The sequence below is a fragment of the Mycobacterium sp. 3-98 genome, from assembly GCF_035918355.1.
In the GTDB taxonomy this organism is placed as follows: Bacteria; Actinomycetota; Actinomycetes; order Mycobacteriales; family Mycobacteriaceae; genus Mycobacterium; species Mycobacterium intracellulare.
Map to the genome: position 1 here is coordinate 3,305,332 of NZ_CP142360.1, position 12,990 is coordinate 3,318,321.

Consider the following 12,990-nt stretch of genomic DNA (forward strand, 5'->3'; position numbering starts at 1 on the left):
CCGCTCAGCTAGCCGGCAGACCCGCCTTGACCGCGGCGTCCTGTTTGCGCGCGAGATCGAGCAGGATGTCGGCTGGCGTGGGATTGCCTATGACACAGTCGAATTCCATATCGACCATGGCCCTGCCCTCGACGAATACCGCCTCAGAGATCTCCATCGGATTGGCCGGGTCGGTGCTCTGCCCGATCACCATGAATCCGTTGGTGCCGACGTCGATGGGCTGCTGCTCGCCGCTGACCTTCTTGCCGACGACGTCGCGCATGTTCGCGGCCGTCTTGTCGGCCGTCGCCGCGTCGGGAAAGACCGCGATCGTGTCGATGATGGTGCGCTTGCCGTCGGGGTTCTTGAAGACCTGCCCCACGCCGACGATGCCGCCCGGATTCTGGCTGGGCGGCCCGTCAGCGGTGGCGTGCGGGCCGACGTCGGCGGCCTGGATGAGCAAGGAGCTGTAGTTCGCCGGCGCCCCGGGTGAAGAGGGGGCGCTCGACGAGACGGCCGCGCTCGACGACGCGGCCGGACCCGATGGCGCAGTCGAGTTCTTGTCGTCGCCGCAGCCGGCGATCGCGGCGCTGAGCAGCATCGCGGCGGCGGCCAGGCCGACCGCGGACGTCCGGATCTTTGTCATGAGCCCTCCTTTGTGAGGTCAGCTATTTGTAACCCGTACCCGGGCCACCCGCAGCGTGAACACGCAAACTATGTGGGCCGGCGGGCAAATCACCATCGGACGGGTTTCGCTTCAGTTGATGGTGACGCCCGCGTCGACCTTGAACTCCAGCCCGGTCACGTATCTGGACTCGTCGGAAAGCAGGAACAGCACTGCGCTGCTGACGTCGGCGGGCTCGACAGCCGGCGTGGGCATCGCATTGACGAAGATGGGAATGAGATCGGAACGCTGCTCTCCCAGGAGAGGCCCGAACGACGGCGGAACCATCCCGGTGGGCACGCCCGTGGGAAGCACGGCGTTGACACGCACGTTCTGCGCCGCCAGCTCGTTGGCCAAGGCCAGCGTCAAGCCGACGACGCCGTGCTTGGCCGCCGTGTAGGGCGTCTGCAGCGGGAATCCCTTGATGGCGCCGGCGGAGCTGATGTTGACCAGGCTGCCTCCACCTTGCTCGAGCAGGTGCGGTATCGCGGCCGCACAGGTGTTCCAGACGCCGATCAGGTTCACGTCGACCACCGTGCGCCACTGTTCGGCAGTGGTCTTGTCCCACGGCGCCACCGTGAGCACGCCGGCGTTGGCGACCGCGCCGTCCAGGCCGCCCAGCTCGCCGACTCCCTCGTCGACCGCGGAACACAGTTGCGCCTCGTCGCGGACATCGACAACGCGACTCACGCATCGGCGACCGAAATCCCGTACCAGCCTTACTGTTTCGGTGAGGTCATCCTCGGTGGCCAACGGATATTCAATCTGCGGCATGGATTGGCAGATGTCGACGAGGATGAGGTCCGCGCCCTCCTGCGCAAGCCGCAGCGCATGGCCGCGCCCCATGCCGCGGGCGGCGCCGGTGATCAGAATGCGTTTACCGGCAACGCGTCCTGGAGCCGGGGTGGTCAGTTCAGTGCTCGTTCCACATCAATCCGCGCATCGTCGCTGACAATGGGATGTCCTCGACCCCGATCAGCCCTTGGGGCGCGCGGCACACCCAGTCGATCGCGTTGACCGCCCGGCCGGCGGTCGAGATGCAGCCGGCATCGGTGGAATCGTAAAGGGGGTGGGATACATGGGTGTTGATCTCCACCCGCGGCTCGCCCTCCACGACGACGCGGTGCACACCGGTGTGGCCATCGGGCGGGAATTCCCAGTCGGGCGCGGCGGCCGGGGTGAGCCTGGTGACGTGCTCGAGGGTGATGACCGGCTTGCGGTCGCGCACGCCCTCGGTGGCGAATCGGACCGCGGCCATCTGCCCCGGCTGGACGGTCATCATCGTGCATTCGATGCGTTCGGGCGTGTACCACGGCTCGCAGCGCTGGCGCACGTCGTCGAGCGTGATCCCGAGATGGTCGGCCAGACTGCGGACCTGACCGCCCCACATCGCCACGATCACCCCGGGCAAGAACATCATCGGCGAGTCGTCGTCGGGCGTGGTTCCGAACCCCATTGCCGCACCGGTGAACTCGGCATCGTCGTAGTTTCCGTAGTCGAAGATCTCCTGCACGGTGATCGACGAGATCCGCGTGGTCAGGCTGGCCGCCGAATGCACCAGCGTATCGCCGGAGAAGCCGGGGTCGATGCCGTTGACGTAGAGCGAGGCGTTGCCTGCCGCGCACGCGCGCTCCAACGGCTCGCGCAACCAATCGTCGGCATGGCGGGGTGTCACCAGCCAGACCATCGATGTGCCAACGACGTTGATGCCCGCCGCGAGGAACTTGGCCATCTGTTCGATGGCTTCCATGGGTCGCGTCTCACCCTGAGACGTGTAGACGACGCAATCGGCGCCAAGATTGAGCAGTGCGTCGATATCGTCGGTGGCGATGATGCCGGTCGGCTCGTCCAGCCCGCAGAGCTGCGCCGCGTCCTTGCCGATCTTGTCGGCGCTGGCGGCGTGCACGCCGACCAGTTCCAGATCCGGTCGGCCGATGATGGCCCGCAACGAGTGCCGGCCCACATTCCCGGTGGAAAACTGTATGACTCTGCGCACTTACCCTCATCCTTCCGACCGTGGGCGATGACCCATCATGGCGCGTTGCGTCGCGGTCCAGGTCAGTAATCGGGGATTGGAAGCGGCGAGTTGTTCGAGTCGATGCCGCCGTCGACGTGGAAGATCGCGTTCGTCGCGTAGCAGTCGCGCGTGCACAGGTACACCGTCAGCCGCCCGAGATCCTCGACGTCACCGAGCCGATGCAGCGGGGTGGCCTCCTGCATTTTCTCCAGCGATCCGGGCATCAAGTCCAGGCTGCCCCGCAGGCCGTCGGTGGCGAACGATCCCAACGCAATGGCGTTGACGCGGATCTTCGGCGCGAGTTCCTGTGCCATCGCGCGGGTGAGCGCCTCGAGGCCGCCCTTCGCGACGCAGTAGGCCGTCAACGCGCGGATACCGAACCGGGCGGAACCGGACGAGATGTTGACGATGGACCCGCGTCCCGCGCTGATCATGTGCGGGGCGACGAGCTGGCTCATGATGAACGCTGATGTCACGCACCAGTCGAAGGTGTGCCGGAAGTCTTCGTCGGTGATGTCCAGAAAGCGCGCATAGGTGGAGCCGCCGACGTTGTTGACGAGAATGTCGATGCGCCCGAAGCGTTCCATGGCCGTGTTCACGACGCGCTCGCCGTCCGGGCGGCTCATCGCGTCCGCGACGAGCGCCAGCCCCTTGCCGCCCGAGGCCTCGATGCCCTCAATCGTGCCAACGATATCCGCCTCGGTACGCGCGGTCCCGACAACCGTGGCGCCGGCCTCCCCCAACACCCGGGCAATGCCCGCCCCGACGCCTTTCCCGGCGCCCGTCACGATCGCGACCTGCCCATCAAGCTGGAACTGTTCCAACGCCATGCCGAGCTCCTTCGATCGCGCGTGGGGTGCGCCGTTCAATCTATGAACTGGGCTGACTAAAGTCAACGAATTCGCGTGATCGGCGTCCGCAGTACCGTTGAGTGCCTGAGAATAATCAAGTTATGCAAGCGTTTTTGGCGCGAACACGGCATAATGAGCCGTTGAGCCCCGCAACTCTCGCATGAGTCGGGTCAACTGTGAGGAAACACATGGCTGTGACGGATCGGCTGTCGACCCGAGAAGCAAAGCGTCTGCAGACGAGGGAGCGTTTGATGGGGGCCGCGATCGCGGAGTTCGCCCGGGCCGGCATGGCCGAGGCGGACGTCAGTGCCATCGTGGCCGCCGCGGGCGTGGCGCACGGGACGTTCTTCTTCCACTTCCCCACCAAGGAGCATGTGCTGCTGGAGCTCGAGCGCCGCGAAGAGGACCGCATAGCCAAGCAGTTCGCCCAATTCCTGAAGTCCAAGCACGATCTCGCTTCCGCGTTGGGCGAGGCGGTCCGCCTCGTGGCCGGGTTGGAACGCCGGCTGGGCGATCGGCTCTTCAATGACTTTCTCGCGCTGCATTTCTCGCAGACCCGTCCGCAGACCGAGGACGGCCGCGATCACCCGTTGATCGTCTTGGTCGCCCAGGAAATCGCGCTTGCGCAGGAACGCGGTGAGACGGATCCGCACGTCAATCCCATGAACAGTGCGGTGTTCTTCTTGCTGGGTCTCTACGCCCTGTTGATCACCACCAACCACTGGCCGACCGGCCATGCGCTGCTGGAAGACTACGTCGCGAGGACGTTGCGAAGTTTGAAGCCCTGACCCGCCGCTAGGGGCGTATGACGCCGCGCAGCGGCATCAGGCCGAGTTCCTTGTGGGACATGAACCCCGGCGGAGCGTCGCAGACCGCGGGAATGGCGTTCGCGGGGCCCATCGCGGTCCAGGTGTATCCGGGCAGCGCGTATCCGCCGTTGGGGTCCTGCGCGCCCTGCAGGATCAGCTCGGTGGAGGAATCGCCCTCGATCACAATGCGGTAGTGGTAGTGCTGGGGCCAATCCTCCTGCGGTTCAATGGCGTCGAAGGTGTCCATCGTGTAGATCTCGTGAAAGACGATGAGGGGTCTGCCGTCCACCCACGCCGTCCACTTGTGGTGCTGGCGAGCGACAGTCCCCTTTTTGATCACGCCCTTGAAGCCCGGCATGTCGCTGCTCTCCCCTCCCTCGAAGGGGATGTCGCGGGTGGCAGTCCCGAGCTCCACCTCGGTCGTGTATCGCTCGACTGTTTTGCCCAGTCCCTCGACGACCATGGCCATCGACTGGGCGAACAACGGCCATGCCTGTCCCAGCAGATTCGGGCCATCTTCGAACCCGGCCGGGTCGCTGCCCATCCCCATCTCGAACAGGTACTTCAGGGTGTCGCGCCCGAAATTCACCACCTCGTAGATGTGAATTGTGTCGATCTGACTGATGATTCGGGCCAGCGTCAGGACGAGCAGGTCTCCGGCGAACCCGGGGTTGACACCACCCGCATGAAACGACGTGCCGCCCTCGTGGCACGCGGCATCGATCTTGTCGATGTCCGCCTGACTGTGCTCGGTCCGATACCACCACGCCCCACCCGATGCGACGACATTCTTGCCGCCGCGCAGCAGGCGGCACACCTCGTCGGGGTCGGACCATAGCGGCGCATAGAACACGCAATCGGCGTCGAGTGCCTCGATGGCATCCTTGTCGGTGGTCGCCCGCACGCCGGTCGGCGGTTTGCCGCAGAGCTCACCGGCGTCCTTGCCGACTTTCTCCGGTCGATTGCACAGGACGCCGACCAGTTCGTAGGCAGGGTTGTGCACAAAATGACGCAGCGCGATCGTTCCGACATTGCCGACGCCCCATTGGATTACACGATATTTCTTCTCGGCCGGCGACTTGAGCGTCATCGCTACTCCTTTGCATGGCCAGAATGCCTGAGCGCTCGCTGAGCGTAGGCGTCTGGCAACGGGCGTGTCAACGAATACCAGCTGACTTTCGTCAGTACTGTCGCTCCGCTGGTGGGGCGTGGACAGGCGGCGTGAACTCCGCATTAGCCCTGTGGCACGCACGAACTGCGGGAATTGGGGCGAATCTCGCTGCCGGTTCGTCGCCGACCCGGTGCGCGTCTTCTGCTGACTGTAGTCAGCCTGTTATAGTGCACTCGCCGGTCCAATCAGTGTCGATGGCGGGGAGGGTTCGTGAATTTGCCGAAGCTGCATCAGCGCGACGCCGGGATAGGTGCAGCCACGCGCTCGCCCGGCTCTGCCCCATCGCCGGGTCTGGCCATCGACGAGCACATGGAACGCTCACGGCTCGCGCAGCAGCGGGCGGACAAATGGCTTATCTCCGGCAGCCTCCTGATCGGCACGGCAGCCCTGGGTGTTTTCGGGCTGCCGCTGTTCCTCTGGGGGGTGCGGCTGCTGCGCCGGGCGCAACGCGACGGCCTCTCGGTCCGGCCGATGCTGGTCACCCTGCTCGGCTATCTCGTCATCATCGACGCCGCCATCAACACCGTAGGGTGGGCGCTTGATCTGGTGGCGAACCACACCATCCTCGCGCGCGTGCTGCTCAACGGGTGGGGCAACATGTTCGACGCCGGCTACTTCTGGCACTACAACGAGCTGTGGGTCGGCGGCGCGGCGGGGCCCGGCGAGAAAGCCCTGGAGGTCGGGCTGATCCTGACCGTCTTCACCATGCGGATCGCCGCCGCCATCGGGTTTCTGCAGATGAAGCGGTGGGGCCACCAGTGGATGGTCATCACCTGCTGGATGGGCGTGGTCATTTGGATCACCTACGTGTTCAACATGACGATGTTCGCCGACGTGCGCTTCGCCGGCGTCGTGCTCCCGGTCGTCGGCTGGTGGCTCTACGACATCTTCTACATCACCCCGTTTTTGGCCATCCCCTATCTGCACACCGTCAACCGCGAACTCTTCTCCGACTGAAATGCCCGACGCGCCTTCGGTTCACGAGAGTTCTCGACATCTCAGCACGCATCAACTGACCACGGCACCGAGGAGGTCACATCGTGGGCTATCTGTGGGAGATCCTTCGCTATGTCGCCGCGTGGGGCGGCACCGGACTGATCATCTGGTTCTGGTATTGGCTGTTCTCCAACATCGGCACGTTCTGAGCCGGGGTTCGCGGTGCGCGGGATTGGGCCGATGACTGAGCATTCCGACGGCCATGCGATGGCGCTGGAACGCAGTTGCGCGGTGACAGCGGTCGCGCTGAGCGAGCAACGCCGAGAAGGCGTGCGGCTCGTCACCGGCGAGCGGCGGGGCTTCGGGTTGAACGCGGGGCTCACATTCGTCCACGTCCCCTACCCCGCCCCCTCCGACTGGACACGCAGAACCCTGACCTGCGGCGTGGCCCTGCAATGCTCACCATCGAAGGAACGCGTCACCGAATTTCGGCTGAACGAGCTCTCCGCGCGCGAACTGCGCGCGCTCACGCTCGTCGAAGGCGGCGTCGCGCTCGGCTGGATCGCGTCGCGCTGGCCCGGCCTGCTTCCCGAGGTCCAACGGCTGCTCCCCGACGTCCACCCCGAAGCCGCGGACATGGACGGCACCCAGATGCTCGACAGGGCAATCGGATTGGCGGCCACCGGCCGGGAGTTGGCGGTCCCACCGCTGCTGGGCGCTTTGCCGCTGGCCTACACGGCGCCGCAGGGATTGACCGATAAGTTGCGACGCAGCTTCGGGAGGATGCCGTGGACCACGACGCAGAAGCGTCTTCCGCGGCCATACTCGGTTCCGGTCGGCGGTGACGGGGGCGTCCGCAACCCGAACCTGCCGCCGCCGAGCCGGCCGCAGGACAACGATCTCGACGTCACACCCCAACACCGGCCCGGGATTCCCTATCCCGAGTGGAACATGTGGACACAGCGATTCATGCACGACCACGTCGCTGTCGTCGAGCACGCCGACGGCCGGCGCCTGCGCCGTCCGGTGCCGGTGGCCGTCGACGTCCGCAAGTGGTTCGAAGAACACACCCACCGTGCAATGACCAGCCGACTCGAAGACGGCTCCGACCTCGACGTCGACCAATACGTCAGCCACTACATCGACCTGACGACGGGCGAGGCCAAAGAGCCGCGGGTGTTTCGCGACCTGCTGCCCAGCAGCCGCGACGTCACCACCGCATTGCTGCTCGACGGCAGCTCGTCGCTGGGGGTGCACGGGGGCCGGGTGTTCCAGCTCGAATTGGCCTGTGCCGACGCGCTTTCGCGTGCCATGACGCTGGCGCGCGAACGCCATGGCGTTTTCGTGTTCACCGGCAACACCCGGCACCGGGTCGAGGTGCGGTGCCTGAAGGACTTCGAAGACCGCCGGTTCGTGCCGCCGAGCGGGCTGGGCCTGTCCACCCGCGGCTACACCAGACTCGGTGCGCCGCTGCGCCATTTGACCAGCCGCCTGCTGGCCCAGGCCTCCGAGCGGCGCCTGCTGATCATCATCGGGGACGGGCTGATCTCCGATGAAGGCTACGAGGGCCGTTACGCCTGGGCCGATGCCGCGCACGCCGTCGAGGAGGCCAACGAGGCCGGGGTGTCGATGTATTACGTGGGCGTCGGGCCGACCCGGGTCGACCCCCTCCCGGAGGTGTTCGGGCCGCGCCGTTCGCAACGGATCCGGCGCATCGAGGAATTACCCCGGGTATTGGCCCATGTCCATCGCGAACTGGTCGCAGCGTGAATGCCGACCGATTGAGGAAGAGATGACCACCGACACATATTTCGCCAACGGCAACGAAGTTCAGCTGTTCGAACAGGCCTTTCAGCGGCGCCTGCCGGTGATGCTGACCGGCCCGACCGGGTGCGGCAAAACCCGGTTCGTCGAACACATGGGCTCGCTGCTGCAGCGACCGGTAGTCACGATCAGTTGCCACGACGACCTCACCAGCTCCGACCTCGTCGGCCGCTTCATGGTGACCGGCGGCGACGTCGTCTGGACCGACGGCCCGCTCACCCGGGCCGTCAAAGCCGGCGCGATCTGCTACCTCGACGAAGTCGTCGAGGCCCGCCACGACTCCTTGGCGATCCTGCACTCGCTCACCGATCACCGACGATCGTTGTACCTGGACCGCGCCGGCGAGGTGGTGAAAGCCCCCGAAGAGTTCATGCTGGTGTGTTCGTACAACCCGGCCTATCGCAGCTCACTCAAGGAGCTCAAACCCTCGTTCCGCCAACGGTTCGTCACGCTGGCGATGCACTATCTGCCGCCCGACCGCGAGGCCGACGTGATCGTCGCCGAATCCGGAATCCCGTTGGCCACCGCCCAGCGGCTGGTCGGGTGCGCGGTCGCGATCCGCACGGCCGACGAAGCCTTCCACTTCGAGCCGCCGTCGACCAGGGTGCTGGTCACCGCCGCCCAGCTGATCGCGGCCGGCGCAACCGAATTGGACGCCGCCGACGCGTGCATACTCGCGCCGCTGAGCACCGATGGCGCGGTCACCGACGGTCTGCGTGAAGTCGCGGCAGCCAGCCTGGCCACCTCGAACAGTTCGCCCTAGGGAAAGGAGCAACCGGCATGGACCGACAGGAGGCGAAGCGCAAAAGGGCGCTCATCATCTTCCAGATCTTCATCTACGGCTATCTGCTCGCGATGTTCGGAGTCCAGCTTTACATGTCGTTCGCGCGGGGCTGGTGGGATCTGTGAATGTGCCGCTGCTGAAACGGAATTCGGGAGACGCGCCGGAACGTGCCGACGGGTCGCGCAGCCTCGAGGATCACCACGACGAATCACGCCAGGCCCAGCGCCACGCCGACAAGTGGATGATCGTCGGCGCCGCAATGATGGGCATGTGGGCACCGGGCCTGATCGGATTTCCCATCTTCATGCGCGGGGTATGGCTGCAGCGCCAGGCCCTGCGCGCCGGGCTGTCGGTGCGGCCCATGATCGTGACCCTCATCGGCTATCTCGTCCTGATCGACGGGATGCTCAACAGTCTGGGTTGGGCACTTGACCTGGTCGCCAACCACACATTGATCAACAGGGTGCTGATGGTCGGGTGGGGCAACATGTTCGACGCCGGCTACTTCTGGCATTACAACGAGTTGTGGATCGGCGGCGCGGCGGGTCCGGGCGAAAAGGCCTATGTGGCAGGCCTGATCCTCACCGTATTCTCGATGCGGGTGGCGGCGGCCATCGGGTTTTTACAGATGAAGCGCTGGGGCCATCAGTGGATGGTCGTCACCTGCTGGATGGGCGTGGTGATCTGGTCGGCCTACGTCTTCAACATGACCATGTTCGCCGACGTGCGCTACGCCGGTGTCGTGTTCCCGGTCATCGGCTGGTGGCTCTACGACATCTTCTACATCACCCCGTTCCTCGCGATCCCGTACCTGCACACCGTCAATCGCGAAATCTTCTCCGACTAAAAGGAGCAGTGCCATGACTAGTCCGTCCGTACCGTCCCCCACCGAAGACAAGGACCCGGCCGCCGATCTCGAGCCCGGGACGACGCCGTACTACGCGCGCATGCACACCTGGATCAAGCGCGCCGTGTTGGTGTGCCTGGTAGCGCTCGTGATCGAGGGTGCCTTCACGCTGCCGTTCATGGCGGTCTACTACGGGTACCCGACGCTGAGCCTCACCCAAATCTGCAGTGAGCTGCTTAAGATCCGGTACTCCAACGACACCTTGGAGTGTAAGTACCCCTACCCGCCGTTCGGGCCCCCGGAGGGCGCCGAGGGCAAAGCCACCGCGCAGGACGTCTGGGGCATCCAACCGATACCGAAGTACCACCGGCTGGGGTTCCGCGAACTCGTCAAGATCCACGACGAACGACTCGCCCGCCAAGCGCACGCGGCGACGCACCCATGACGGGGCCGGCCCGGTGACCTATCGGGTCGTCCAATGGACGACCGGTAACGTCGGCAAGAGCTCGGTCCGGGCGATCGCCGCGAACGCGACGCTGGAGCTGGTCGGATGCTATGCCTTCTCGCCGGAGAAGGCAGGGCGCGACGTCGGCGAGCTGTGCGGGATCGAGCCACTGAATATCAAGGCCACCAACGACATCGAGGCGCTGCTAGCGCTCAAGCCGGACTGCGTGGTCTACAACCCGATGTTCGCCGACGTCGACGAGCTGGTCCGCATCCTCAAGGCCGGCATCAATGTGGTGGGCACCGCCGAGTTCATCACCGGCCACTTTCTCGGCGCGGGACGCGAGCGCATCGCCCAGGCCTGCGAGGCGGGCGGATCGAGCATCTTCGGCACCGGCATCAACCCAGGCTTCGTCCAACTGTTCACCATCGTGTCGGCGGGACTCTCGGAGCGGGTGGACAAGGTGTCGGTGCTGGAGTCCTTTGATACCACGATCTACAACTCGCCGGCGACCGAAATCCCTATGGGCTTCGGCTATCCCATCGACCGTCCGGACCTGCCGGCTGTCACCGAGAAAGGATCCGGCATCTTCCGCGACGGCGTGTTGCTGCTCGCCGACGCCCTCGGCGTCGAACTCGACGAGGTCCGTTGTGAAGCCGAGTACGCCCAGACCACCGAGGATCTGCACCTGCCCGGGGACTGGACCATCGCGACGGGCTGCGTGGCGGGCATCCACGTTCGCTGGAAAGGGATTGTTGCCGGCCGAGAGGTCATCGAAATCGGCGGGCAATGGCGGAAGGGGCAAGCGCTGGAACCGGATTGGCCGCTGGACATGGGCTACACCGTCGAGGTGCAGGGCCGACCGACGATCAAGACCACGCTGAGCTTCCTGCCACCGCCGGACTTCGAGGGCACCACCTTGGACGACTACATCATGTTGGGGCTCACTATCACCGCCGTGCCGGCGATCACCGCGATACCCGCCGTCGTCGCCGCACCTCCCGGCATCGTCACCTACAACGACCTCCCCCTGCTACTTCCCCGCGGAGTCCTGACGACATGACGACAACACAAGAACCCTCGCTCCATCACGTCGTGTTCGCCGTGGCACCGGAACGACATGCGGCCGTGACCCAGATGTTCAGCGATCTGGGGTTCGTCTTCGAGCCGCTGCAGCTGGCCGAGCTCGGTCTGGACATTCACCTCGACTGGAATCGGGGCATCGAGCTGATCAGCCCGATCCCGGGATCGACCGGGGAGGTCGCCGTTTCGGTGACCGAGTTCCTCGAGCGCCACGGCGACGGCGTGTTCACCGTGGTCATCGGGGTCCCGGAAGCTTCCAGGGCCGACGCCGTCGCCGAGCGCTACGGTGCGACAACGCGTTTCCGGCAACGCATGGAGGGCGAGGGCACCTTTCTCGACGAAAACGACGTGTCGATCCTGGGACTGCCACTGACATTCCTGGCGACCAACATTCCGTGATTGGAGACGGCATGGCCCAACATCGTGAGCCGAACGGAGTTTGCGAGCTCGCCTCGGACGAGCCGCCCCTGGCTCTCGGCCGCGGCGTCGTGACCGAGTGGTCAAGGCGGATACCCCATTCCAAGCTGCCACCGGGACCCTGGAACACGTGGCCGTCCCCGACGTGCACCCTGCCGCTATTGCCGCTGCGGATACTCGCCACGGAGAGGTCATGACCGAGCTCCGGTTCGACGGGCGGGTCGCGATCGTCACCGGGGCCGGCGGCCAGGAGCCAAGCCTGGGGCGCTCGCACGCCAAGCTGCTCGCCCAGCGAGGGGCCAAGGTCGTGGTCAACGACCTCGGCGTCGGGCCCGACGGCCGAAACATCCTGCGGGCCAATGCGGAACAGGTGGCCGACGAGATCTGCGCGGCCGGTGGTGAGGCGGTTGCCGACCTGCACAGCGTCGCCGACGAGGACGGCGCGCGCCGGGTCGTCCAGACCGCGATGGACGTGTGGGGCCGCGTTGACATCCTGGTGAACAATGCCGGTGTCTGCTTCATGGCGCACTTCGACGAGATCTCCGACGCCGACATTCGCAATGTCATCGACGTGCACCTGATGGGGACCGTGTGGATGTGCCGGGCGGCGTGGCCCCACATGCGCGATGCCGGTTACGGCCGAATTGTGAACACCACCTCCGGGGCGATGTTCGGACTGGAAAATCTTTCCATCTACGGTGCGGCAAAGGGCGGAATCTTCGGGCTGACACGCGGTCTCGCCGTCGAAGGGGCACCGCTGGGCATCAAGGTCAATGCGTTGGGGCCTGCCGCCGACACCACCGCCGTGCGCCATTTCAACAACCCGTCCGCCTTCACCAGACTGATGGAGGATCACTTTCCGACCGGCCTGGTGTCACCCGCGGTGGCGTTCCTGGTTCACGAGAGTTGCCCGGTATCCGGAGCCAACCTCGAGGCGGGTGGGGGAAACGTGAGCATCCGGGTGTTCGGTCAGACGACGGGTATATACGACGCCGATCTCACCATCGAGAACGTGCGGGACAACTTCGCGGCGATCACCGACACGTCGACGGCCAGGTTGATACCGGATTTGCCCGACTCCGGTGAGTTAGCCCCGGGCGAGGCCATTTCGGCGCCTATCGAGGTACTACCGAAGCGCTACCAACCGAGTTGATTTCGGCCAA

At 65.4% G+C, this 12,990-nt stretch carries 15 protein-coding genes; 10 read left to right on the forward strand and 5 right to left on the reverse strand.

Features of this window, described 5'->3' with window-relative positions; all coding sequences use genetic code 11:
- Positions 1–4: 4 nt before the first annotated feature.
- The 4 genes from QGN30_RS15765 to QGN30_RS15780 all read right to left on the reverse strand — a co-directional run bounded on the left by QGN30_RS15765 (position 5) and on the right by QGN30_RS15780 (position 3,490).
- Positions 5–625, reverse strand: coding sequence for a hypothetical protein (locus QGN30_RS15765; protein ID WP_014382483.1), 621 nt, complete (start codon positions 623–625; stop codon positions 5–7).
- Positions 626–736: 111 nt separating this feature from the next.
- Complete coding sequence (locus QGN30_RS15770) at positions 737–1,489, reverse strand: mycofactocin-coupled SDR family oxidoreductase (RefSeq protein ID WP_014382482.1); 753 nt, start codon at positions 1,487–1,489, stop codon at positions 737–739.
- 67 nt (positions 1,490–1,556) lie between these two features.
- Positions 1,557–2,639 carry an NAD(P)H-dependent amine dehydrogenase family protein gene (locus QGN30_RS15775; protein ID WP_026071597.1) on the reverse strand — a complete coding sequence of 361 codons (1,083 nt, stop codon included), beginning with the start codon at positions 2,637–2,639 and terminating at the stop codon, positions 1,557–1,559.
- Between the two features lie 62 nt (positions 2,640–2,701).
- Entirely contained in the window at positions 2,702–3,490 is a 789-nt protein-coding gene (locus QGN30_RS15780) for an SDR family NAD(P)-dependent oxidoreductase (protein WP_009956396.1), read from the reverse strand.
- A 209-nt stretch (positions 3,491–3,699) separates the two neighbouring features.
- On the opposite strand from QGN30_RS15780, the gene QGN30_RS15785 reads away from it, so the two are divergent.
- Entirely contained in the window at positions 3,700–4,299 is a 600-nt protein-coding gene (locus QGN30_RS15785; protein WP_026071596.1) for a TetR/AcrR family transcriptional regulator, read from the forward strand.
- 7 nt (positions 4,300–4,306) lie between these two features.
- On the opposite strand, the gene QGN30_RS15790 is transcribed toward QGN30_RS15785, so the two are convergent.
- Complete coding sequence (locus QGN30_RS15790) at positions 4,307–5,410, reverse strand: NAD(P)H-dependent amine dehydrogenase family protein (RefSeq protein ID WP_095562689.1); 1,104 nt, start codon at positions 5,408–5,410, stop codon at positions 4,307–4,309.
- 390 nt (positions 5,411–5,800) lie between these two features.
- Here QGN30_RS15790 and QGN30_RS15795 point away from each other — a divergent pair, with 390 nt between their 5' ends.
- The 9 genes from QGN30_RS15795 to QGN30_RS15835 all read left to right on the forward strand — a co-directional run bounded on the left by QGN30_RS15795 (position 5,801) and on the right by QGN30_RS15835 (position 12,980).
- Positions 5,801–6,448 carry a hypothetical protein gene (locus QGN30_RS15795; RefSeq protein ID WP_009956400.1) on the forward strand — a complete coding sequence of 216 codons (648 nt, stop codon included), beginning with the start codon at positions 5,801–5,803 and terminating at the stop codon, positions 6,446–6,448.
- Between the two features lie 219 nt (positions 6,449–6,667).
- A complete protein-coding gene (locus QGN30_RS15800; RefSeq protein ID WP_038536160.1) occupies positions 6,668–8,197 on the forward strand; it encodes a nitric oxide reductase activation protein NorD in 1,530 nt (509 codons plus the stop codon).
- Positions 8,198–8,219: 22 nt separating this feature from the next.
- Positions 8,220–9,014 (forward strand): CbbQ/NirQ/NorQ/GpvN family protein, encoded by a 795-nt coding sequence (locus tag QGN30_RS15805; protein ID WP_014384630.1) that lies wholly within the window; start codon positions 8,220–8,222, stop codon positions 9,012–9,014.
- 17 nt (positions 9,015–9,031) lie between these two features.
- Positions 9,032–9,160: a hypothetical protein gene (locus QGN30_RS15810; protein ID WP_009956405.1), complete on the forward strand. Its 129-nt coding sequence runs from the start codon at positions 9,032–9,034 to the stop codon at positions 9,158–9,160.
- Positions 9,157–9,882 carry a hypothetical protein gene (locus tag QGN30_RS15815; RefSeq protein ID WP_038536158.1) on the forward strand — a complete coding sequence of 242 codons (726 nt, stop codon included), beginning with the start codon at positions 9,157–9,159 and terminating at the stop codon, positions 9,880–9,882. The genes QGN30_RS15810 and QGN30_RS15815 overlap by 4 nt, the downstream gene beginning before the upstream one ends.
- Positions 9,883–9,895: 13 nt before the next feature.
- Complete coding sequence (locus QGN30_RS15820; protein WP_038536155.1) at positions 9,896–10,327, forward strand: hypothetical protein; 432 nt, start codon at positions 9,896–9,898, stop codon at positions 10,325–10,327.
- A 13-nt stretch (positions 10,328–10,340) separates the two neighbouring features.
- On the forward strand, positions 10,341–11,390 hold the full coding sequence (locus tag QGN30_RS15825; RefSeq protein WP_014941859.1) for an NAD(P)H-dependent amine dehydrogenase family protein: 1,050 nt from the start codon (positions 10,341–10,343) through the stop codon (positions 11,388–11,390).
- Positions 11,387–11,809: a hypothetical protein gene (locus QGN30_RS15830; RefSeq protein ID WP_008256385.1), complete on the forward strand. Its 423-nt coding sequence runs from the start codon at positions 11,387–11,389 to the stop codon at positions 11,807–11,809. The genes QGN30_RS15825 and QGN30_RS15830 overlap by 4 nt, the downstream gene beginning before the upstream one ends.
- 211 nt (positions 11,810–12,020) lie before the next feature.
- Positions 12,021–12,980: an SDR family NAD(P)-dependent oxidoreductase gene (locus tag QGN30_RS15835; RefSeq protein WP_038536153.1), complete on the forward strand. Its 960-nt coding sequence runs from the start codon at positions 12,021–12,023 to the stop codon at positions 12,978–12,980.
- Positions 12,981–12,990: the final 10 nt, after the last annotated feature.